A 22,692-nucleotide genomic window follows, 5' to 3' on the forward strand; every position below is an offset into this window, starting at 1 on the left:
TCCTTAGCTCAATCTGCGATAACAAGAGGATTTTGGTTGGTTATTATGTGCTGGCATTCCTGCAATTTTTGTCTTAAATATTTTGGTAGGAAGGAAAGCGAATAATGCGTAAGACCATCGTAATAGCGAAGATCAAGGCAACGCCGCTCCTGTAGGATATGGTCCGTCATCTCTTTTGTAAGATCAGCTGGGTTATATCGTTTAGAAGCCGAGACGAAGCCCCAGGTTTCACCATAGGAGGGAATGCCGGCCTGGTAGGGGAAAATGATTGGGAATACGCTCCTTAGGGTATTGACGATTGCCAGATAGTAATCTAGATCATTAAGATTAATGCATTCTGCCTGGGTAGCTAGTAAACCGTCATCGCCCAGGCGATCGTAGGCAAGCTGATAAAACTCTTTGGTGAACAGCAAACAGGAAGGACCACCGGCGATGGGATCGGTCACATCAACGATGATCACATCGAATACCTCTCGTGTATCTTCCAGGTATCTTCGGGCATCCAGATGTAATAATTCCACACGCCGGTCTTGAAACGCCCCCTTACTCCATGAGGGTAAATACTCTTGGCAAATTCGAACTGCCTCCTCATCTATATCGACCATAACTGCTCTACGCACCGTACTATGTTTAAGCACCTCACGCAGGGTTGCCCCCTCTGCTCCTCCAGCGATCAACACTGTTTGAGGGTTCGGATGAGTGACTAGAGAGGGATGGACCAGAGCCTCATGATAAATGAATTCGTCTAACTCAGCGGATTGAAGCTTTTCATCAAGAAATAGACTCAATCCGTAAGGAGTTGTGTCCAACACTTCGATGAATTGGAATCTTGTCTGCCCACCATACAGGACATTTTCAATGCGGAATCTGCCCTCTTCTCCCCGCCGCTTGACGAATGTCTTCCATTTTTCCATCACCGAGCCATCCTATCCTTCGTCGAAGACGATCTCAACCTAGACCGATTCCAGCACACGATAGACTCTTCGTTTATCTGGATCAAGGACACCCCTTTTCACTTCTAGAGCATTAAAATCTGTAGCCTTCAGCACGCTCGCAAAATAGGCGGTTACTTCTTCTGGAATCTCATCATCGGCGCAGGTAAAGACGTCTACCGCTGCATAGCTGAATTCAGGCCAGGTATGGATCGACAAATGGGACTCAGCAATCATCACCATAACAGATACACCGTATGGCTGAAACCGATGAGAAAAGACATCAATGATGGTTGCCTTAATCAGTGATACTGCTTCCACCATGATGTCTTCGATAGACTTAACGTCATTCAAGATGCCAGGTTCACAGCCGTGAAGCTCAATGAGGAGATGCCTTCCTAATACTTTCACTATTGCGGCCCTGTTTCAAGATTTGGTCGCCAAGGACTTACTTGCCTTGGACCTATTCTCACCACCCAACGTAACGCCTGTTTGTGGTCTTAGATATTGCCGGCCATATAATAGCAACTTTTGATAGCATGTCAAGATAGTTTGGCGGCTGAAAATTCGCCAGATCCTCAGTGGATTGTCCCAACCACATCTCGACTCTCAGAACGAGGCGGAGACCTGCAGAGAGTATCCAGCGAAGTCAGCTAAATTGCCCGAAGTGATGATGGTGAATGATCCTTTCCTACCAGGTAACAGCCTTGTGGGAATTGATGGGCTATAGCCACAATTGAGAACCCGCCCCGCCGCATCATAAATCGTCGCTACAGCAGCGACATTGGAGACCGCCGACTTGGAGTTGTTGGTTATCTCCCCGCTGATACGATAATCTCCATCGGCATCAAAGCCAGTGCTCTGCGCCACGATGTTTAATCCTGAGGGGGGAACATCTCGCGTGGATAGAAAGGAGACGGATAGCTCATAAGTGGCCCAGCCAACCGGATAGTCTAAAGCGATTTTGAAGGGAGAATTTTGGCCTGGCGACTGGATCAATATATAGCCAGAAGCGGATCCCTCGGCTAATAGCTGTCCCGCCGCGTCGTAACAGCGAGCTGTAATCTTCACCGACTTAACATTTTCACGGCTATTATTGTAGGTCTCACCAGCAATATACAGGTGGCCATCGTTACCATCAAAGGCGCTGCTGCTCAGCACATAAACGCTCTCTGGCCTCGGAGTAGGTGTGCCAGTAGCTGTTGGGGTGGGAGTTGGAATCGGGGTCGATGTCGCTGAGGGGGTCGGGGTGGCTGTGATCAGCGTGGGAGTGAATGTCAGCGGGGGCATCGAGGTGGCTGTGAGCACAGCCGTCGGCATCGCTGTTGGTTCTGGGCTAGAGATGGGAGTTGAGGTCGGCGTTGGGGTGAATGTCGCAATGGGCGGAATTGAAGTGGCTATCGGTGAGGCGGTGGGTGTTGGGCTGAGTACAGGATCATTCGGTATTTGGTTCCAACCGGTTCCCATGATCAACAGGGGTACATAAGCGTAGTGATGACCTTGGGCGTCTACTGTTAGAATAAGGGAGCTATCACTAAGAACATTTAACCAAACCAGGACTACCACAGCCGACCACGCCCCTACCGCAAGGATGCGGAATGGCACCCACGAGGCCATATTCCTCTACCCTCAATGGTCTGGCACTAGATTTTGGAACACGGGGCCCGGCCCTGATGTGCAACTACATAGCGAGTGCATCAGGGCCATGCTCGAAGGGTAGCTATCCTTTTCTTTCTAAGGCTGGCTTACTATCTTTAAGATAAAGTGGACTTCAAGGGGACTCTTCCTGTTCATAAGAATAACACATCCTCTGGAAATATCCAATACTCCAAAAACGATGTGAGGCGTCTAACACCTCTATCACTATCCATTCCACCTTGGCTGGCTGGTTGCTTGACAAGTCCTCTAGCCTGTGCTAAATTACAGCCAATCCTTCGTTCAGGGATAATCCTGAAATTCCTCTAGAAAGAGCATAGTTACGGCTATGAGTTTGTAGCCTTCATCTGCTAAGACAAACACAGACTTACTCCTTATTGCCCAAGATGTAAAACATAGTTCTTGAAGAGGTGGCCATTGGAATTCGAAATTGACCTACGTGAGTACTTGAAACCCCTCATAAAGCATATCCGTTTTATAGGTATGACTATGTTGGTCTGCGCTTTGATCGCCACTCTGGTAAGCTTCCTTCTCCCTCCGATTTACACTGGAACAGCTACCATCGTCATCACTAAACCACGCTATCGACTGCAATTCGACCCGCGCTTTCAGACCGTGGTAGAGACGGCTCCTTACGAGACGTATTACGCTCTCTTGAGAAACCCTGACCTGGAAAAGCGCGTGCTTCAGCAGCTTGGCCCCATCGTCCCGGGGCTTAGGCCCGGGGAGTTGATGGCGAAGATTCACCTAAAACAGAAGGATGACCCCTGGGTCCTTGAGGTTAGCGCTGACTGGAGCGAGCCACGTGCAGCCGCTAAGATAGCTAATACCTGGGTCATTAATTATGTTAAGCAAATAAATGAGCTGTTCGCCCTCAGCCCTGAGACAGAGGCAAATCTATCCAACCAGTTAGCCAAGGCCGAGCAGGATTTGAAGGTAGCAGAGGATAACCTAAGGAACTTCCAGGAAAAGACGGGGGTGGGACTGTTGGGACCCTCTGGTCCGGTAATCGCTGGGGAATCCATACCCTATGCCTCTCCTGAGCGCATGGGGGTGATTGGAAGGCGACTGGAGGCCAAGATCGCTACGCTGGCCACCTACCAAAGCATAAGGGACGATTTACATACTGTACTTGAGCGAGCCAGAGAATTAAAAGCGAAGGGGCTCGACACTGATGGCTCTGGAATGACCCTGGAGGTTCTCCAGACAGGCTTAATCTCTTCCCGCGTGCAGCTCCTCATCGGCCCCGGCTTTGAGAAGAAATCCAGCCTTGATACCATCATAGCTACCTTGGAGGCCAAAGAAAAGGCTACGGATGAATCTATAGCCGCTGTAGCCAAGGAGGTCGCTGATCTCCAAAAACAGCTATCCGACCTGAAAATCCAACTGGATCGCCTCGAGCGAACGAGAGACAGTGCCAGGGAGACCTACCTGACGCTAGTGCGCAAAGCTGATGAGACCAGAATCGCGGCCAGCGCCACAAATACCGAAGTGCAAATAGTCAGCCCCGCAGAAGTGCCAATTGCCCCATCCGGACCAAGGAAGGTCCAAAATATTGCCTTCGGTGCGCTCTTCGGTCTCCTGGTTGGAGTGCTTGGCACCTACGCCTTAGAATATTTTGCCCGGCCACAGAAGGTATTACATCCAGCTCAGCGATTGCCAGCAGAGATTGAATGAAAACCATTCTCGTCACAGGTGGGGCCGGGTTTATCGGTTCACACCTGGTCGAAAGACTCCTGGAACACGATTTTTACGTCGTCTGCCTGGACGATTTAAATGATTATTACGATCCCAACATCAAGCGAGCCAACATTGCTCCCTTCCTCGCCAAGCCCTCCTTCGAATTCGTCAAGGGTGATATCCGAGATACAGTTCTGCTCACGGAGCTTTTCCAGAGATACAAGTTTTGGATAGTCGTACATCTGGCTGCCCGAGCAGGTGTCAGGCCATCCTTGCAAGATCCCCATTTGTATCTGGATGTCAATGTAAGAGGCACCCTGAACCTCCTGCAATGTAGCGTAGATAGCGACATCCCAAAATTCATCTACGGCTCTTCTTCCTCGGTATATGGCCTCAATCAGAAGGTCCCCTTCAGCGAAACGGACAATGTCTCGTCCCCGATCTCTCCCTATGCCGTGTCAAAAGCCTCCGCAGAGCTTCTCTGCCACACCTACCACCACCTTCACCATCTACCCATCATCATCTTGCGCTTCTTCACCGTGTATGGCCCACGACAACGGCCAGACTTGGCCATCCATAAGTTTACGAGGCTGATCGACCAGGGCAAAGAGGTGCCCATGTTCGGCGATGGAAGCTCCAAGCGAGACTACACCTACATTGATGATGTTATTGATGGTGTCGCAAAGGCCATGAACTATGAGACCCAATTCGATATATTCAATCTCGGCAATTCACACCCGGTAGAATTAAGATATCTAATCCACCTGATCGAAGAAAATCTAGGTAAGAGAGCGATAATCGCAGAGCTACCCGAACAGGCAGGGGATGTGCCCATAACCTTTGCCGATATATCCAAGTCGCAAAGGCTACTGGGTTATAATCCCAGAACCCCGATCGAGGAGGGGATAAGGTCCTTCATACGCTGGTACTATGACTATAAGTAGTTCGTCAGATATTGCTCAAGAGGACATCGTTATCCAAAGGCAGGAGCTGGCTACCGGCCAACGGCTATTCGGTTCTACCCTGGCTATAACATTCTTTTCATTTCTAAATATCATCGTTAGCTTTATCATCCAGGTTGTTCTGGCGGCCAAATTCGGCACAAGCGCGGAGATGGACGCCTATCTAGCTGCGACGACACTACCACAGTTGGTCATTACTGTATTGATTGGTTCCTTAAATCTCACCTTCATACCGGTATTTGTGGAATACGAGACCAAGAGTAGCCGAAAGGAAGCCTGGTCTATTGCCTGCAATTTCACTAGCCTGCTCCTTCTAGCCCTTACCGCCATAACTATGATCGGAATGGTATTGACACCCTGGTTAATCACCATAACTGCGCCCGGATTCGATAGGGAGCGGCAGGAATTAGCGATCCTTCTGGCCCGTATCCTCTTTCCAGGTATCATCTTCAGTGGACTGGGAGCATTACTAGCCAGCGTCTACTACTCAGAACAGCGCTTTGCTCTTCCCTCTATAGCGCTAGTGTCAAACAGCCTCACTCTGCTCGTTGTCGTGATCGCGCTGGCCGGTCGTCTCGGTATCTCCAGCGTAGCCCTGGGAACTCCTGCTGGGGCGATAGTGCAGTGCTTGTTCTTGGCACCAAAACTTATAAAGGAGCATGGATTTCCAGCTAGATTTGATCTTAGGCACCCCGGCGTCAGCCAGATCGTGCGCTTGATGGCGCCATTGGTGGCTGCGGCAGCTTTCTACCGGGCCACTACCCTGGTTGATCGTTTCCTGGCCTCTAGTTTACCAGAAGGAAGCATCTCCTATCTGGGTTACGCTCACCGATTCCTCACTGTACTGCTCATCATCACTGGCAGTGGACTCTCACTATCGATCGTACCTTTAATGTCTCAATATGCCGCTAAGAAAGACCTGGAAAGGCTGCGCCATATCCTCTCCTTGGGAGTGAGAGTATCCATCCTCATCGCTGCCCCAGTTACTATCGTCTTGATTCCACTGATGGCACCTACCATCCAGCTCCTCTTCGAAAGGGGTGCCTTCGATCACCAAGCCACAGAGGCGATGGCTATGATCATGCTTTTCTACTCCGGAGCCCTCTTTGCTGGAACTATAGGCATGGTTTTAGGCCAAGGTTATTACGTTCTACAGGATACGCTGACCGCAGCTATCCTGGGAATACTAGAGATGATCTTATACGTGGTGCTCTGTGTGACCTTAGTTCAATTCCTATCTTACCTGGGATTGGCTCTAGCCTACTCAATAGTATACCTGGTAAGCATCCTGATTAACTTAATAGTATTGCGGCGCCGCTTGAGCGGCATCGAGGGACAAAGGATCGTTCAATTTTCCCTGCCCATCCTGCTGGCAGCTGCTGTGGCTGGGCTGGTTGCCCATATGGGAGTAACCGTCTTAAACCTATTTAATGGTTATTTAGCTCTGAAAATAATGTCCTCTGCTTTGCTGGCTACGCTCGCCTACACCTTTCTTGCCTTCTATGTGTTTAAGCTGGAAGAATGTCGCTATGTTCAGCAGCTGGTTAGCGAACGGCTGCGAGTCTTGAAGAGGCCAATTTGAGTTTGGGCCACGCTGCAAATGGTGTCAGGCGCTGGTATAACGAGACCGCGGCGCAATTTGAACAGAGATATTGTGGCTTCGGTGGTTGGTACTATAAGGAATTCGAGGAGAACCTGGTTCACGAGCTGGTTGACGTGTGCGGCAAAGACATCCTTGATTTAGGTACAGGGGGAGGGAGATTCGCTCTGGCCGTCGCTGAGCGGGCCAAGACGGTTATCGGCATCGACATCTCTGCAGAAATGATCAGGATCGCTAACTCAAAGGTCAGGGGCGAACAAAACGTTCAGTTTTATGTTATGGATGCTTCACAGACAACCTTCAACAACGACGCCTTTGACTTAGTCCTTTCCTTAGGAATGTTCGAATACATTGATGACCCACTCCCCTTTCTCAGGGAGGTTTTCCGCCTCCTGCGACCTGGGGGCGAATTCGTATTCACCTGCCACCAAAGGACCAGAGAAATACTGCCCCAAGCTATAAGAGGGATAATCAAAACATTAATTCGCCGGAAGCCTTCGCCACAGGTTCGAGATCAATATTATCGAACAACTAGCTATCGGATCAGGGATTTATCCGAGAAATTGAGCATCACCGGCCTAGATTTGCTGTTCTATAGTTCAACCTTCTTTGGCCTTCCGACACGGCTGGTGAATGTGGCAGCCAAGATCAAAATAAAAGGATTGGCGCCCCTGATACTCCGCCTTGCCGTCTGGCTAAATAGATTCCTGGGTACCTGGAACCCCACACGAGAATACGGGCCAGTGCTTATTGTAGCTGCCAGAAAGAGATAGCCAAATATGACTGAGGAGAGTAAGATTCGCTTAGGTATCAAAGAGTTGCGGGCCCTCTTGGGCCGCGATAGCCAGGAGATCCGTATCGATTTGGGTTGTGGGAACCGTAAGAGACCCGGACATATCGGTGTGGATAAGCACTCTCTGCCTGGGATAGACATCGTTTGGGATGTAGAAAATGGCTTACCTTTCGAGGACAATTGTGTCGACTATATCTATTCTGAGTTCCTTTTCGAGCATGTGCGGAATCTCATCTTCCTGTTTCAGGAAGTCTACCGAGTCTGCCGGCACAATGCCATCGTGGAGATCATTGTTCCCTATTATGCCTCCATCGGTGCCTTCAAAGATCCAACCCACGTCCAGTTCTTCACCGAGGAGACGATCCGTTATTTCACGACGGATAGGTGGTACGGCTCCGACTATGGGATCAACACAAATTTCGAAGTGGTCAAGATCACCTATAATTACAGGCGCCCTTTCTCAGGCCGGTTGCCCTTTATGTGGCTCTTCCGACGCTATCTATGGAATGTCGTCCATTCTATGCGCCTAGAGCTCAGAGTAGTGAAAATATAGTCCGAGGGGTATCCCCAGAACACATACCAATAATACCAATAAATTGAGGGGGAGACGATGATACCAGTATTCAAGCCTTCTGTTGACGAAGAGGAGTTGGAAGCCCTTCGAGAGGTGCTGGCCTCAGGCTGGATTGGGCTGGGACCGAAAACGAAAGAGTTTGAACAACAGTTCGCCAACTACATCGGCACCAAATACGCTGTTGGCTTTAACTCAGCCACCGCCGCCCTGCATATGTCCGTTGTCATTTCTAACCTGGGTCCCGGCGATGAGGTCATCAGTCCTTCCTTGACCTTCATCTCGACGAATCACGTTATACTTTATGTGGGAGCCACACCAGTCTTCGCTGATATTGAGGAGGATACCCTTTGTGTAAGCCCAGCGGACATCGAGCGCAAAATAACGGCTAAGACACGGGCGATCATGGTAGTACACTACGGTGGTCACCCTTGTGATATGGATCCTATAATGGAGATAGCTCGGGCCAGAGGGATAACGGTCATCGAGGATGCGGCACATGCCTGCGGATCAGAATATAAGGGACGGAAGGCAGGCACGCTCGGCAACCTGGGCTGCTTCAGTTTCCACGCAGTGAAAAACCTCACTACTGGCGAAGGTGGTATGATCACCACCAATTCCGAGGAGGAGGCCAAGCGCCTGTTGAAGCTCCGCTGGATGGGCATCACTAAGGATACTTGGAAACGTTCAGAGACAGGCGAGAGGTATTCCTGGTACTATGAGGTGGAGGAGGTCGGTTTTAAGAACCATATGAGCGATATAGCCGCCGCTATCGGCATTATTCAATTGCGCAAATTGGCGCAGAGCAACGCCAGACGGCGTCAGATAGTGAAGCAATACAGTGAGGCCTTCGCCGATCTTGATTGGTTGCAAACCCCTGTAGAAAAGGAGTGGGCTAAGAGCGCCTGTCACAACTATGTCGTGAAGGTCGAAAAACGAGATAGGTTCATGGCCCATCTTCAGGAGGCAGGCATTGCCAGCAGCGTGCATTATATACCGAATCACCACTACGCAATGTACAAACAGTATTCAGCCGATGTTCCGCTGACCGAGAGGGTCTGGACCAAGCTGGTCACCTTGCCTCTCTATCCTGACCTTACCGCCTCAGACAGCGATAGAATCATAACCGCCGTGCGCAGTTTCAAGCCATAACAGAGTGAAGTCCGACCGATGAAGGTTCTCTTTCTTACATACGGCACCAAAATCGTAGCCAGTAGTCGAACTAGGGTTTATCAATATCTGCCCTATTTGGAGCAAGAGGGCATCGGCTATAAGGTGATCCCCCTCCTCTCGGAAGAGGAGTGCCAAAGGGCGATGCTCTTCCCCCAGATTGAGAAATCTCCGCTGGACTTCACTGCGCTACGTCATAAACTGGGAAGAGTGCTAAGGGTGCTTCTCTTCTTGGCTTTGGCGTCACACTTCGATGTACTTTTCATCCAAAAAGTGCTCCTGCCTATAGGTTTACAAAAGATGGTACAGCGCCTAAATGGCAAAATTATCTTCGATTTTGACGATGCCATCTACGCCAGCCACCCAACACTCATCGGTCTTCGTTCTACCGCACGAGCGGTAGAAAGACTGGCACGCTCTCTGAAAATGAGCCGATATGTGATCCTGGAGAACAGATACACCGCTGAATTCGCCTCCCAATATAACCGGAATATAGTGATGATCACTGGGCCAATCGATACGGAATACTATCGACCGAGGCAAGACAAGGGATCAGCCCAGTTAGTCATCGGCTGGGTCGGCAGTCCACCCAACACCGTCTACCTGGAACCGTTGTACGCTGTCTTCCGCCAGCTTTGTCGACGCTACAAGGACCTTTCCATCGAACTGGTAGGAGCAGGCCCCGTCGGCCTGGCCGGTGTTCCACTCCTTATCAAGCCGTGGCGATCAGAAGGTGAGGTGCAAGACCTGCAACGCTTCGATATAGGATTGATGCCCTTACCCGATGATGAGTGGTCACGAGGCAAGGGTGGTTATAAGCTACTACAATACATGGCCATTGGTATCCCCAGCGTAGCCTCACCGGTAGGCATCAACTGTGAGCTGATTCAGGAAGGGACGACTGGCTTTCTAGCCGATTCGCCTGAGGAATGGGTCGAGAAGCTAAGCCTCCTGATTGAAAACGGGGAGCTCAGGCACCAGATGGGCATGGTCGGGAGACGATTGGTAGAGGAGCACTATTCCCTGAGGGCCAGTGCCCCACAATTCCTAGAGACGATCAGAGCCACGGCCGCTCGCTATTAGCGAGGAGAGCGATGGGTAGAACCAAGATCCTATACGTAAACGCTACTGCAGACTTATACGGAGCCAGCCGCTCCTTGTTGCGCCTGCTTTCCGTCCTCAACCGCCAACGCTATGAGCCTATCGTCGTTTTACCAGGCGAAGGACCCCTCAGAAAAGAGCTGGAATCGAACGATATCGGTGTGGTCGTACAGCCATCATTGAGCGTCATTCGGCGGCGCCTCTTCCACAGCTGGCGAGTGGTGCCTTTTCTCTTCTCCATCATCATCTCCGTTGTCCAGCTGGCTAATCTTATCAGACAAAGACGCATCGACATCGTCCACAGCAACAATGGGGTGGTGCTCTCCGGCGCCCTGGCGGCAAAACTGATGAGACGACCCCACGTTTGGCACCTGCGGGAAATCTACGCCGAATATCCACTCCTATGGTCCTTTTTTGCTCCTCTGGCACTTTGGACCTCACAAAGGATCATCTGCGTCTCCAAGGCTGTGCGGGATCAGTTCGGATCGAAGGCGAACGATGATGTTCGCCTGATTTATAATGGACTGGACCTAAGGACGTACGACAATTTACCTCAGGAAGCCGTGATTGACTTCCAAAATCGCTTTGGACTTGACCCTGAGGAAAAGCTGGTGGTAGCTATAGGCCGCATCAGCTCCTGGAAGGGACATGACTTCTTCTTGAAAGCTTGTGCTCTGCTCAAGGATAGAATTCCCAGGGCTAAGTTCATGATCGTGGGCGATTGCTTTCCGGGCAATGAAGCCTATCTGGAAAATCTGCAGCGCCTAGTCAAAGAGCTTGGCCTCGAAAAGCAGGTGATTTTCACTGGATTCATCGCTGATACCCGCCCGGTACTTGCCCGGGCCGATGTCTTCGTTCTCCCCTCCATCCTCGGCGAACCCTTTGGAGGGGTCGTTCTGGAGGCCATGGCCATGCGCAAAGCTATCGTAGCCACCAATGTGGGGGGGACTCTGGAGCAGATAGAGCACGAACGATCTGGAATCCTGGTTCCCACCGATAGTGCAGAACAGTTAGCCAGGGCCATAGAGAGAATTTTAACAGACAAGGCCCTCCAGTACAGCCTGAGGGCTGGGGCGCGAAGGCGCTTAGAGGAGATGTTTACACTGGATAAAACAGTCTCCCAGATTGAGGAGCTCTACGCCTCACTGTCCGAAGGAAACTGAGGGGAAGATTAAGTTGAACATTTCCCAAACGAACAATAGTCCCTATAAACTGCTATCGCCTCAACAGTTATTTATCATCTTAGCGGCTGTGGCCGCCCTGGGCCTTTTCGTTTATTTAGAATTCAACCCCTGGTTGGTGTTGGTGACCGCCCTGGTGCTCTTTATGGTAGGCATCGCCCTGACCAATGCTCGAAAGGGGCTGGTCCTCTTTCTTTTATTTGTGCCATTTGTCGATCTGGCCAAACGATTGTTATTCCTCGTCCCGGGCGCTACTGGACTGGAATATCAATGGATCTTGCTGCTTCCCGACCTTATCCTCATTGGGCTAGTGATCAACCTGGCTTATAACCTTTTGCTGAGAAGGAGTATCAGCTATCGTTTGGGGTACCTGGATTTACCCATTTTACTTTTTTTCCTCTGGTCGATCATAGATATATTTAACCCAGCCGGTTCCATCATAGTTGGGCTCATTGGATTCAAGCTGTTCGAAATTTATATTCTCCTTTACTTCGCTGCAGCTATCATCATGCGCACCTGGGCTGACCTGGCGAGGGTCTTCAAGCTAACCATAGCCTGTGCTCTTATAGCTGCCACCTACGGCTTCTATCAAGCCCTATTTGGATTCGCCTGGTTTGAAAGAGAGTGGCTGGCCAGCGGCCTCACCGAGCTGGCTGCGCCGGGGACAATAGCCCTCTATGGCATCGCCCGTATCTTCTCCACCTTCGCCAGTCACGAACAATTCGGTTTTTATCTCAGTTTCGCCGGCATCTTCACCATAGCCATGCTCCCCGTGAATAAACCATCCGGAGGCCTCATACTCACCTACATCGTTGGCGCTCTCCTTCGAACGCTCTCCCGCGCCTCCTGGCTGACCTTCCTGGTGGGAGCGACGAGCTCATTTCTCCTGCTCCAAGAGAGGCGAAGACGATTGCTTTACACTGGACTTCTGGCGTTCAGTCTGATCATCAGTTTCTTAGTGATCACCCAGGTCATCAGTCGTCTTCCCCTGGCCCAGAACCCCTTTATGGAACGGGCTCTTACGACGGGCACCTACGCCGCCCGGATTAACACTATTCGGGGATTCTTGCAAGATCCTTCATACTACAAGATAGCAGGAAATGGCACGGGAATGATGTGGGCTGCCTGGCGGACAGGAGCTGTGCAATTCCAGCAAGTGTCACATATCGGTCTGATCGATATATCCTACGAGCTGGGCTTGGTCGGCTTAACCCTGTTCCTCTGGTTCATCTGGCGTTTTCTAAGGGTTGGTTGGCAACGAATCAGGCAGGTTCCCCCCGGTTTTCCCCGCCGGGCGACCATCGCTATGTACTCAATCATCATCGGTATTCTGATCGCCAATGCCGTAGCCACGACGGTCCTTCCTTTGCGCCCCGTCCAGGCCTATCTCTGGCTACTGCTGGGTACTCTCTCTCGGGCGGATCGGCTGGGATCGAGGGGGGAAGTCAACAAGGGAAGCGCCAGACCTGGCGATAACTCAAATTCTCCACCCTCTCAGTGAAGACGCTCTGCAATTATTTCTGCCAGTGGACCACCAGGCTTGACCGGATTAAGGCGTTTGAATATAATCGTTGCAAGCCCACGATGGGGCAGACTAGTCGTTAGCTATGCCCATGGGTCATTAGATTAATATGTATATATGTATCCCATCGGGTACACTAGGCTCCCCATAATTCAGGCCTGGCCATCCGATCAAGGGAAGCAACCCAAGGAGACGAATGATACGGTGGGTGCAGCGGGCGGCTGATATCTACAAAAAACACGACGGGTTGATTCTCTCCATCCTTATCTTCCTTATCGCTTTATTACCGAGGCTAGCCTTCGCTATTTATAACTACAATGTAGCTTATCCGGGCGATGATGACTGGTACCGCAAATTTGCCGTGGAGATGCAGCAAGGCAGAGGGATGATAACTGATTGGGGAATGTACCAGAATCATCCCCTCGGCCCATTCACTTATGGTCCCCCGGGCTATATCTACTTCCTAGCCGCAATTTATACGCTCTTTGGTTATAGTGTAGGCATCGCCAAACCCTTCCAGTCCGTCCTGGATGCAGTCACCTGCCTCCTCATTTTTCTAATTGGCGACAGGGTCTTCGGCCGGAGCACCGGCCTGATCGCCGCCCTACTTTTCGCTATCTACTCGCCTTTCATACAGATGCCGTCCCACCTTCAGTCAGAGCCCCTTTTCCTTTTCCTGCTTTATGCCCTCACGCTGTTGGCCCTCCGATGGGGAAGGAACCTTAACCTAGCCCAGGCTTTTAGCCTGGGCATGCTCTTTGGCTATCTAGCCATCACGCGAGGGGTCCTCCTCCTTCTCCTTCCCCTGCTCCTCCTTTGGCTAGCCTTCTCCCAAAGACAGCTCAAGAAATGGATTATTAATTCCTTTTGGTTGACCTTGGCTGTAGCCCTTGTGTATCTCCCTCCCACAGTCGTAAAGAGCTATCAGATTCACGGTGTCTTCGTAGCTACTGATACGCACGGAGGGTATGGCGTCTGGGCTGGTGTTGTCTCATTGCCGGGATTGCGAGATACAGCTGTGCTTCAGACAAAAGGGGAGATAAGAAACTTGGGCCTGTCTGAGGCAAGTGAGGATCGCCTCTTTTACACCCTGACCGAATTCTACCTCCGGCGTCACCCCCAAGAGCTGCCCCAAATCTTATTGGAGCGGTTCAATAATATGTTCCTTGATTACTCTACATACCTCGGTGATCCTGTAAAAAACCCAGGTCCGAGGGACGAGCCCTTCATATTACGGACAAGGCAAGACCCCTATTTCTGGTACACGATCTTGATTCTGGGATTACTTGGCATGGCCACCCATCCAACCGCCAATCTCCGTGAGAGAGCCCTCCTGTACGCAATAGTTCTTTCGCAGGCGGCTTCCCTGATCATCTCTCAGGGAGTCCCACGCTATAGATTACCCATAGTTCCGGTTTTTATGCTGACTGCCAGTTACTTTCTTGTAACAGCCTGGAGCCAGATGCGTAATATCCATCATCTTGAGGTTGCTCATAGAACTTAATGGATAACTTGAGCTAATTAGCTAGTTACGACTCAGACCTTCGTGCCTTCCAAGCAGCAACTAAGTTATAAGAGAAGGTTCGTACAGTAAGCAAACCGTAGCTAATTTAATACCTACCTAATGTCTATCATAACCTTGGATGGATCTCCTATGGGCCAAAATATGAAACCGGAGGCTGTTACGATGAAAGTATCTGTGATCATCCCCGTTTATAATGAAGCCAAGCACATAGGTGAGGTCATCGAAAGGGTCAGAGCCATAGATATACCCAAAGAGATCATCGTCGTGGATGACGGTTCCACTGACGGAACACGCGCCGTGCTCGAAAACTATAAAGGATACGAAGATATCACGATCCACCTGTGTGAGAAAAATGGCGGTAAAGGGGCAGCCATCAGAGAGGGTTTGGGCTACGTAACAGGCGACATAGTTATCCTACAAGATGCAGACCTAGAATACGATCCCATAGAATATCCGAAATTGGTACGACCGATAGTCCAAGGCGAGGCCTCAGTTGTATATGGGTCTAGATTCAAGGGGAGAATCGAAGGGATGCGCTTCGCTAATTGGTTGGCCAACAAGATCCTCGCGCTGGCCGTTCTCCTGCTATATGGGGCGAAAATATCGGATGAGGCGACCTGCTATAAAGTCTTCGACAAAGAGGTTATTAAAAGCTTCCGGATCAGGGCCAATCGTTTTGATATCTGCCCAGAGGTCACGGCCAAGGTACTGAAAAGGGGTCACCGAATCTTTGAGGTGCCCATCACTTACAGGGCTAGGAGTGTGGCTGAAGGCAAGAAAATCACCTGGAAGGATGGTTGGCAGGCGCTTTGGACTCTCATTAAGTTCCGCTTTATCGAGTGAAAGATCTTAAATGAAGGTAGCTCTACTCGAAGTAGAATCAGCACGACCGGAGCGGATGAACAAAGACTTGGCCGGGGGTTTCGGTACAGCCAGTAACTATGGAGTATCGTTTGCAGCGAAGCTACTAATGTTTGCTAAACGGAGAACCTTCCATCTGCCCATAATATCCTTAGGTTACCTAGCAGCGATCTTCCGTGATGCCGGCTGGGAAGTCGAGGTGGTGCGCAATCGGGTGCCTCAAGCGGACCTGGTCATCATCCCGTCATCCATCGTGGACTACAGGACCGAAAGGGCTATGGCGGCGAAGATCAAGAAATTGACTCAAGCCAAAGTGGGGTTCATCGGGCCCTTTTCCTCGCTGAAACCAGAGCTTTTTCTGGATTACGCCGATTTCGTAATCAAGGGTGAGCCAGAAGCAGCAGCCAGGCGCATTTCAGGGGGTTGGCTGCCAAACGGGGAGGTCGTTAGTGAGCAGATCGAAGATCTTGATAGTCTACCGTTTCCGGATTGGAGCGTCTTCCCCGTTCAGGAATACACCTATGCTCAGGTGAATCAAAGGCCGTTCCTACCCATCTTGTCTAGTCGGGGATGTAGCTTCTCTTGCCGATACTATTGTCCCTACCCACTCTACGAGGGAACAAGGTGGCGACATAGAAGTGTGGATAATGTTGTCAAGGAAGTAAAATACCTCGTTGAAAAATATAAGATCAAGGGCTTGCTATTTCGAGACCCCGTGTTTACCCTCGATAAGGAAAGAGCCCAAGCGATAGCCAGAGGGATCAAGGAAGCCGCTGCTATCGTCTGGGCCTGTGAAACACATCTGAACTTATTGGATGAGAGGATGATAGACAACCTCTATAAATCAGGACTGCGAGCTATTAACGTGGGGATAGAGGCAGCCGACGATGAGGTACTACGGGAGGCTAAGAGAAAACCAATAGGACATGACCACCAGGAAAGGATTATCAGATATTGCGAAAGAAAGGGCATACGTATTGGGGCTTTTTATATTCTCGGTTTGCCCGATCAAACGCGCGAGAGCATCGAAAGGACAATCGCCTACGCCATTCGCCTGAATACTAGTTTTGCTCAATTCACCGTGTGTACCCCCTACCCGGGGACACAGTTCTACGACGATGTCAAGGAACGTATAGTTGATGAGGATTGGGAACAGTTCAACGCCTATACACTGGTTTTTCGTCACTGGCATTTGTCTAAACAAGAGATTCTAAATCTTAAAGAGAAGGCCTTCTTGCGCTACTATTATCGGCCGCGTTGGATCGCAAAATTTCTTAAGGAATTAGCCTATGATTTTTGTAACAGGCGCCACTGGATTCGTCGGACATCATCTGATTGAGGAGCTCACCCTACGGAACCAGCAAGTGCGCTGCTTGGTTAGGAGATCCAGTAAGGTTACCTTCCTCCAACAGGTAGGTGCAGAGCTAATTTATGGCTCCCTCGAAGAACCATACTCCTATAAGGATTCGCTAGGAGGTGTGGACACAGTCATACACCTGGCTGCAATTATTAGTACTCCCAACCCCGCTCACTTCAAACGAGTGAATCTGGAAGGAACACAGAATCTGCTTAGAGCTTGTCTCCACAGTAGTATAAAGAGATTTATTTATATTAGCACCATTAATGTGCTCTTAGAAGATAAGACAGCCTATGCTGCCTCCAAGCTGGAGGCGGAAGGGCTAGTTTTACACTCGCCTTTACCAGTCACCGTTCTGCGGCCATCTCTTGTCTACGGTGAGTATGATACTAAGAATATCAGGAAACTTATCGACCTATGCCTGAAATATCCCATCATTCCCATCGTCGGCGATGGTAACTACAGGTTGCAGCCAGTCTACGTGAAGGACATCGTAGCCTCTATCCTGGCTGTCCTGGAGAACGAAGCAACTGTAGGGAAGGTCTACAACATTGCTGGCCCAACGGTGGTTACTTTCAATCAGCTCGTAGATCTAATTTGCGCCATCCTAAGGGTGAAGAGGATAAAATTGCACATTCCGCTGGCAGCCATCGAGATCTTAGATAAGGCTTACCGTTTCGCTTTAAAGCGTAACTTGTTGGGTGAACAACTGCTAACAATTAATAGAGATAAATTGGCCGACATTCGATCCGCCGTTGTTGACTTTGGTTATCATCCCCTTACTCTCTCAGAGGGCATCGCGCAGACGATTGCGAAATGGGGATCAGCAGACGGTCGGATTACTTAGGTGGGCTACCACCCTGAGCAGCCATCTTGCGCTTACACCCTTCGATGCGCGATCGGGCATCTTCAGTCCAGGATCCAGTCGGCCTTAAGCGCAGGAACTCCTCATATTCAGCGATGGCCTCCTTGTACATTCCGAGCTCTTCGTAAGCTCTCCCTAGATCGGCATGGATGCCCTCATTGTTGGAGTCAACCTCGAGGGCCCTCTTGAACTCCTCTACAGCCTGCACATAAAGCTTGTATCCCCTTAGCCTCTTACCTACGGTGTAGGGATCTTCAAGAAGACGCTTACACCCTTCGATGCGCGATCGGGCATCTTCAGTCCAGGATCCAGTCGGCCTTAAGCGCAGGAACTCCTCATATTCAGCGATGGCCTCCTTGTACATTCCGAGCTCTTCGTAAGCTCTCCCTAGATCGGCATGGATGCCCTCATTGTTGGAGTCAACCTCGAGGGCCCTCTTGAACTCCTCTACAGCCTGCACATAAAGCTTTTGTCCCCTTAGCCTCTTACCCAAGGTGTAGGGATCTCCAAGAAGGGGTAGTTGTGGTCTTGGCATTTCGAGTAGTTCTACTCTGGACTCGATCTCTCGACCCGCCTTCTCGCCCGGCTGCTGGGCCAAGAACTCTTTGTATTCTTTGATGGCCTCATCCACCATTCCTAGCATATCGTAGGCAGCCCCAAGATAGCCATGTATCTCGCCTTTCTCAGCATTCCTTTTTAGAGCAATCCGGAGCTCGGACAGAGCCTCCCCAGGCCTACCCTGTTTTAGTAACTCCCTACCGCGAGCGTAATGGTCGATAGAGTAAGAATAAAGCTTTACACCCTCCACTTCTGTGATTAATTCAAACTCAGAGCGCACAATAGGATCAAGGAAGGGGAAGGTAGTGAGCAAGCGGCCATCATCGGCGAGAATAACGTTCCGACGGCGCAGTTGTTCAACGATTTGTATCTTCCTGGGCAGGTAGCCCAACTCACGATAAACCCGTTCGTTTGCATCAGCATAGATAGAAGGGTAAGTGAGATTTAGGAGTTGACGCCGACCGGATACTAGCGCCCATTGCGGGTCTGCAGCGAGCAGCTCAACAGGGGGCTGAGCATAAACGCTCAAAAAATCGGCTACCTTTTCGGCCACTTTAAGAGGGATCGTTCTACCGACAAAGGGCCCCGAGGAATAGCCCCTTTCAACGATGACGATAGGAAGTGCGTAGAGAAAAAGGATTGGGGTTAGGATAAGCAGAGCGAACCGCATCCTGGCCACATTCGCCCTAACCCTTGCTATCAAGGCGTCAGCGGTCAAGAGGGTCGAGGCAGCTAGAATACTCAAAGGTGCAACCCAAACAAAACTATCTTCTATCTTGATCCCCCTAAGCAGAGCATCGATGGAGATTGCTGCGATCGTCGCCAAAAGCCAGATAGCTAGAACAGTTACATCCCTTTTTCTCAAAGTCAGGCTAGCAGCTATCTTCCCTATCCCCAGAAGGAAGAGAAGGGTCAAAACCCAGAGGTGAAGGTTCCCAAGATTGATGATGCCGAGTGACCAGAGGCTATTAGTACCTCCTATCTCCTTTGGCCATAAAAAGTATGAGCCTAAACCGATATACCAGACTACGGCCCCAAATCCAAACTTGACCATTATAGCGGCGGCAAATAGAGCCAGACTGCCAATGAACCCCATAGCAAGGAAGGATAGGTGATCAGCCGTGATAGCGCGACCGAAATCATGTAAGTCTACGATGATGGTGAAGACAAAGAGAGCAACAAAATAAGACAAGAAAAGTGGAGCGTTGGCCAGATATCCTACAGCTAACAGAGCGCCTGAGGCGAAACTTAAAAGACTACTTCCTTGCCGCTGGCCGCGTAAATAGGTATAAGCCACCAGTGAGGCTAGTAATGTGGCAAAAACAGACTCACTGCTATCCGCATGCATTATAAAGCCAACTGGAGCAGTGATATAGAGCCCAAGGGCCACCAAGCCGAGCTTCCGGCTATGGAGCTCCACTCCCAGCAGGTAAACTACTAAGGCGCTGGCCAACGAGATGAGGATGCTGAATGTTCTCAGGGCCCACCAATTTGCCCCACTCACCCAGGCAATAAGTCCATACGAATATTCAAGTAAGGGCGATTTACTGAGGAAATCCTTGAACAGGGTCAACCCCAAAGCGACCAGATTGGCGCTATAAAGCAGAGAGGCCTCATCACCGGCCAAATAAGCGAAGGCAGCGCTCACCTTATAAATACCATACATCGTGAGGAGAATGAGCGCATAAATAGTTGTGTGAAAGACAGAACTTCTTCGATAAGACAAGTTAATTCTCCAAAGAATTAGAGGCCATAGAGCAAGCAGCTATTTCCTAAATATAAAGTGTTGAATATCTCCCCCAAACCCCCGCCTGCGGAGGGCAGGCCCGCTGGGGGTTCAAGGTAGCCCTGCGTGCTTTTTTGTAGGGCGCCCTCACCCCCTGACCCCCCTCTCCCACCGGAGTGGGAGAGGGGGAAAGAGGCTAGGGCGGAGCCCTAGAACCCTCCCAGAAGGGATGCTCCCCTTCTGGACTACCCCCGCTCCGGCGGGAGAGGGGGAATCTGATCATTGACTGCATGCTGATATAATCTTGGTAGGGACACATCCGAAAGACTCCTACTAAAGGGGGCTGCGCCCCCTTGGAACCCCCCTTGTTCACCAGTAGTCAGTAATGTGTTCTTCTAGGGATCACGCACACAACGAAAGCCTGTATAATCATCGAAATAATTAGGGTCATGCTTGTATCGGATAGTTGTGCGCACAAAATATGTGGGGAGCCCATAGTACCCTCCCCGCAGCACCCGCTTACCTTCAGCTGTTGCATCCTCTCGGCCATCTTGAGGATTGTACGGATAGGGCTTATAGAGACTACTCGTCCATTCCAGGACATTCCCGACCATATTATAGGCCCCAAAGGGGCTAACTCCCCGTGGATACTCATCGACCTTTGTGAAGGACATAAGCCCGCCTTCCAGAGAATTTACCCTGGATGGATCCCAGATATTCCCCCAAGGATATTTTCTGCCATCCGTTCCCCGTGCTGCCTTCTCCCATTCGGCTTCCGTAGGTAATCGCTTGCCAGCCCACTGAGCATAAGTGTTGGCATCGCGCCAACTCACCCTAACGACAGGGTAGGCTTCGTATCCTGGTTTTAAATATACCGACCAATTCCCGTCGCTTTTATAGCCGGCTGCCTCGACGAATCTGTTGAACTCACCTACAGTGACCTCATATTTATCAATATAGAAGGCGTCGAGATATACCTCCTGTACAGGCGTTTCGTCTACATCCCCGTCGCTGGAACCAAGGACGAAGTAGCCAGCAGGCACGTAAACCATATCGGCGTACTTTTGTCTGTTGGGAGCGCCAAGCGCCTCTAGAGGTAAACGTTCGAAGTCCGAGGATAGAGAACCCTTTGGGGTCTCCGGCTGAGCCTTCGCAGAGCCCACAACAATTATCGAATTCAGCGAAGTGCCATCACGCCCCAAGACAATATCGCCCCAAATATGAAAACCTATTGAGGCCATAAGGACGATGCAGGCTAAGATTATGAACCATTTCGTTATCATCGCTATAGCGAGCTCCTCGCCTGAATTTTGAGCGAAAATTAAATCAGATCCATCATAAGAGCAGCATCAGCCGCCCTAATCTATTATCCTTCAGCGAATTTCCCGCTTTCCACTACCTGTAGCGAGAGGCCATGCCTCCACAAGTAATAGAAGCCGAGTAGGGTCACCGGAACGAGAAACGTCACATGTAGGACAGCGGTATAGCTCAAAGCTGTATTTGGGTCGGCTCCAAATAGTTTTAAGGCGAATACTACTAGGGCATCAAAAGTGCCTATGTAGCCGGGAGAGGATGGTATCATCGTTCCAAGACTAGCTACCGCGATGGTGAGTAAGGGCGCATACAATGGCAATAAGAGGTTGAAGGCAAGCATTACAAGGTAATACATCGAGGCTTCGCAAAGCCATATGACGATAGATAACACAATCACGCTAAATAACATTCTGGCACTATGTAACACCTGAAACCCGAGAAGGAAGGAATGGGTGAATCTCATAAGCCGATGTCGTAGCCATCCAGGCGCCACCTTCAGAGCGAGATCCGATATCTTCGAGGCCAATTGTGACGATAGGGCCATGCTCAAAAGAAGAACAATAAAGCCACCCCAAAATAAAGCCGCAGGGCGAACGACCTCCTGTAATCCTATTTCAAAAGGCATGAACAAGGATGCAGTTAGGGCAAAAATAACCATAGTTAGACTATCGAAAACTCGCTCAATAATGATGGTCGCAAAAGTGGCGCTTTTGCTTATGCTTTGGCGCTCACCCAGGATATACGCTCGGAAAATCTCTCCTAGCCGGGCCGGCAGTGTGTTGTTTACCATATACCCCATAACTATTATCGGAAATAGGCGCCTTGCCTCTATCCTTCTGAGGGGCTTTAGAAGAAAGTGCCAGCGGATGGCCCGCAAATAAACTCCGCCGAAATAGGCTAGTAAGGCGGGAACAAGATATAAATAATTGGCTTGGCGAATCGCCTCGCCAACTTTCGCTATGTTAGTGGCCTGCTGGAAAGCCCACCAGAGAAAGAATAGGCTCAATACCAGCCCGAGCCAGATTTGCCATCTCCTGATCAATTCCCTCCCCATAAGTGGGCGATCGCCCACAAGTGTTATGGCACTGGAGCGAATTCTAGCATACAATGATCGAAGCCTCAACCTCCTGTACTCGTTCGCTACCTCCGTGACACCACCTCCTTTCTGCCGTGATGTTGGTTCCAGGCATTGAGGAACTCCTTGGGCGTGAGGTAGCCCAGGGCCTGGTGGGGCCGGATGGTGTTGTACGCCTTCTCCCAAGCCCGTAGCTCGGCCCCCAGGGCGGCAACGGTGGGATCGGCAGTGCTGCATTCGTAG

The 22,692-nt window shown here is 50.4% G+C and carries 20 protein-coding genes; 14 read left to right on the forward strand and 6 right to left on the reverse strand.

Features of this window, described 5'->3' with window-relative positions; all coding sequences use genetic code 11:
• Window positions 1-8 precede the first annotated feature (8 nt).
• The 3 genes from M1136_12290 to M1136_12300 all read right to left on the reverse strand — a co-directional run bounded on the left by M1136_12290 (window position 9) and on the right by M1136_12300 (window position 2,093).
• Window positions 9-914, reverse strand: coding sequence for a fused MFS/spermidine synthase (locus tag M1136_12290; protein MCL5076403.1), 906 nt, complete (start codon window positions 912-914; stop codon window positions 9-11).
• A gap of 39 nt (window positions 915-953) precedes the next feature.
• The gene (gene speD / locus M1136_12295; protein MCL5076404.1) at window positions 954-1,343 is read right to left on the reverse strand and encodes an adenosylmethionine decarboxylase; all 390 of its coding nucleotides are present in this window, start codon (window positions 1,341-1,343) and stop codon (window positions 954-956) included.
• Window positions 1,344-1,541: 198 nt separating this feature from the next.
• The gene (locus M1136_12300) at window positions 1,542-2,093 is read right to left on the reverse strand and encodes an FxLYD domain-containing protein (protein MCL5076405.1); all 552 of its coding nucleotides are present in this window, start codon (window positions 2,091-2,093) and stop codon (window positions 1,542-1,544) included.
• A 28-nt stretch (window positions 2,094-2,121) separates the two neighbouring features.
• On the opposite strand from M1136_12300, the gene M1136_12305 reads away from it, so the two are divergent.
• The 14 genes from M1136_12305 (at window position 2,122) to M1136_12370 (ending at window position 17,758) form a co-directional block, all read left to right on the forward strand.
• Window positions 2,122-2,418, forward strand: coding sequence for a hypothetical protein (locus M1136_12305; protein MCL5076406.1), 297 nt, complete (start codon window positions 2,122-2,124; stop codon window positions 2,416-2,418).
• A gap of 587 nt (window positions 2,419-3,005) precedes the next feature.
• Window positions 3,006-4,265, forward strand: a complete 1,260-nt coding sequence (locus M1136_12310) for a Wzz/FepE/Etk N-terminal domain-containing protein (protein MCL5076407.1) — start codon at window positions 3,006-3,008, stop codon at window positions 4,263-4,265.
• Window positions 4,262-5,212, forward strand: a complete 951-nt coding sequence (locus M1136_12315; GenBank protein MCL5076408.1) for a GDP-mannose 4,6-dehydratase — start codon at window positions 4,262-4,264, stop codon at window positions 5,210-5,212. The genes M1136_12310 and M1136_12315 overlap by 4 nt, the downstream gene beginning before the upstream one ends.
• Window positions 5,199-6,812: a murein biosynthesis integral membrane protein MurJ gene (gene murJ / locus M1136_12320; GenBank protein MCL5076409.1), complete on the forward strand. Its 1,614-nt coding sequence runs from the start codon at window positions 5,199-5,201 to the stop codon at window positions 6,810-6,812. Before M1136_12315 ends, murJ begins: the two co-directional genes overlap by 14 nt.
• A gap of 2 nt (window positions 6,813-6,814) precedes the next feature.
• Window positions 6,815-7,603 carry a class I SAM-dependent methyltransferase gene (locus M1136_12325; GenBank protein ID MCL5076410.1) on the forward strand — a complete coding sequence of 263 codons (789 nt, stop codon included), beginning with the start codon at window positions 6,815-6,817 and terminating at the stop codon, window positions 7,601-7,603.
• Between the two features lie 6 nt (window positions 7,604-7,609).
• The gene (locus M1136_12330; protein ID MCL5076411.1) at window positions 7,610-8,176 is read left to right on the forward strand and encodes a methyltransferase domain-containing protein; all 567 of its coding nucleotides are present in this window, start codon (window positions 7,610-7,612) and stop codon (window positions 8,174-8,176) included.
• 57 nt (window positions 8,177-8,233) lie between these two features.
• Window positions 8,234-9,346 carry a DegT/DnrJ/EryC1/StrS family aminotransferase gene (locus M1136_12335; GenBank protein ID MCL5076412.1) on the forward strand — a complete coding sequence of 371 codons (1,113 nt, stop codon included), beginning with the start codon at window positions 8,234-8,236 and terminating at the stop codon, window positions 9,344-9,346.
• 18 nt (window positions 9,347-9,364) lie between these two features.
• The gene (locus M1136_12340; protein MCL5076413.1) at window positions 9,365-10,447 is read left to right on the forward strand and encodes a glycosyltransferase family 4 protein; all 1,083 of its coding nucleotides are present in this window, start codon (window positions 9,365-9,367) and stop codon (window positions 10,445-10,447) included.
• A gap of 11 nt (window positions 10,448-10,458) precedes the next feature.
• A complete protein-coding gene (locus M1136_12345; GenBank protein ID MCL5076414.1) occupies window positions 10,459-11,628 on the forward strand; it encodes a glycosyltransferase family 4 protein in 1,170 nt (389 codons plus the stop codon).
• A 13-nt stretch (window positions 11,629-11,641) separates the two neighbouring features.
• Window positions 11,642-13,147: a hypothetical protein gene (locus M1136_12350; protein MCL5076415.1), complete on the forward strand. Its 1,506-nt coding sequence runs from the start codon at window positions 11,642-11,644 to the stop codon at window positions 13,145-13,147.
• Window positions 13,148-13,364: 217 nt separating this feature from the next.
• Complete coding sequence (locus tag M1136_12355) at window positions 13,365-14,672, forward strand: glycosyltransferase family 39 protein (GenBank protein MCL5076416.1); 1,308 nt, start codon at window positions 13,365-13,367, stop codon at window positions 14,670-14,672.
• A 183-nt stretch (window positions 14,673-14,855) separates the two neighbouring features.
• Window positions 14,856-15,536 carry a glycosyltransferase family 2 protein gene (locus tag M1136_12360; protein MCL5076417.1) on the forward strand — a complete coding sequence of 227 codons (681 nt, stop codon included), beginning with the start codon at window positions 14,856-14,858 and terminating at the stop codon, window positions 15,534-15,536.
• A gap of 10 nt (window positions 15,537-15,546) precedes the next feature.
• Window positions 15,547-16,893, forward strand: coding sequence for a radical SAM protein (locus tag M1136_12365; GenBank protein MCL5076418.1), 1,347 nt, complete (start codon window positions 15,547-15,549; stop codon window positions 16,891-16,893).
• Complete coding sequence (locus M1136_12370) at window positions 16,844-17,758, forward strand: NAD-dependent epimerase/dehydratase family protein (GenBank protein ID MCL5076419.1); 915 nt, start codon at window positions 16,844-16,846, stop codon at window positions 17,756-17,758. Before M1136_12365 ends, M1136_12370 begins: the two co-directional genes overlap by 50 nt.
• Here M1136_12370 and M1136_12375 read toward each other — a convergent pair.
• From M1136_12375 to M1136_12385, 3 genes are all read right to left on the reverse strand, one after another.
• Window positions 17,751-20,060 carry a tetratricopeptide repeat protein gene (locus M1136_12375; protein ID MCL5076420.1) on the reverse strand — a complete coding sequence of 770 codons (2,310 nt, stop codon included), beginning with the start codon at window positions 20,058-20,060 and terminating at the stop codon, window positions 17,751-17,753. The genes M1136_12370 and M1136_12375 overlap by 8 nt on opposite strands.
• Window positions 20,061-20,455: 395 nt before the next feature.
• The gene (locus M1136_12380; protein ID MCL5076421.1) at window positions 20,456-21,343 is read right to left on the reverse strand and encodes a formylglycine-generating enzyme family protein; all 888 of its coding nucleotides are present in this window, start codon (window positions 21,341-21,343) and stop codon (window positions 20,456-20,458) included.
• Window positions 21,344-21,426: 83 nt separating this feature from the next.
• Window positions 21,427-22,497, reverse strand: a complete 1,071-nt coding sequence (locus M1136_12385; protein ID MCL5076422.1) for a flippase-like domain-containing protein — start codon at window positions 22,495-22,497, stop codon at window positions 21,427-21,429.
• Window positions 22,498-22,692 lie beyond the last annotated feature (195 nt).

This window comes from Chloroflexota bacterium (genome assembly GCA_023475225.1).
Classification (GTDB): domain Bacteria; phylum Chloroflexota; class UBA6077; order FW602-bin22; family JAMCVK01; genus JAMCVK01.

Bases quoted from the DNA above. Each gene is read 5' to 3' on its own strand.
- M1136_12290 (MCL5076403.1), bottom strand. From the start codon at position 914: ATGGAAAAATGGAAGACATTCGTCAAGCGGCGGGGAGAAGAGGGCAGA.
- M1136_12315 (MCL5076408.1), top strand. From the start codon at position 4,262: ATGAAAACCATTCTCGTCACAGGTGGGGCCGGGTTTATCGGTTCACAC.
- murJ (MCL5076409.1), top strand. From the start codon at position 5,199: ATGACTATAAGTAGTTCGTCAGATATTGCTCAAGAGGACATCGTTATC.
- M1136_12330 (MCL5076411.1), top strand. From the start codon at position 7,610: ATGACTGAGGAGAGTAAGATTCGCTTAGGTATCAAAGAGTTGCGGGCC.
- M1136_12335 (MCL5076412.1), top strand. From the start codon at position 8,234: ATGATACCAGTATTCAAGCCTTCTGTTGACGAAGAGGAGTTGGAAGCC.
- M1136_12340 (MCL5076413.1), top strand. From the start codon at position 9,365: ATGAAGGTTCTCTTTCTTACATACGGCACCAAAATCGTAGCCAGTAGT.
- M1136_12345 (MCL5076414.1), top strand. From the start codon at position 10,459: ATGGGTAGAACCAAGATCCTATACGTAAACGCTACTGCAGACTTATAC.
- M1136_12355 (MCL5076416.1), top strand. From the start codon at position 13,365: ATGATACGGTGGGTGCAGCGGGCGGCTGATATCTACAAAAAACACGAC.
- M1136_12360 (MCL5076417.1), top strand. From the start codon at position 14,856: ATGAAAGTATCTGTGATCATCCCCGTTTATAATGAAGCCAAGCACATA.
- M1136_12365 (MCL5076418.1), top strand. From the start codon at position 15,547: ATGAAGGTAGCTCTACTCGAAGTAGAATCAGCACGACCGGAGCGGATG.
- M1136_12370 (MCL5076419.1), top strand. From the start codon at position 16,844: ATGATTTTTGTAACAGGCGCCACTGGATTCGTCGGACATCATCTGATT.
- M1136_12380 (MCL5076421.1), bottom strand. From the start codon at position 21,343: ATGATAACGAAATGGTTCATAATCTTAGCCTGCATCGTCCTTATGGCC.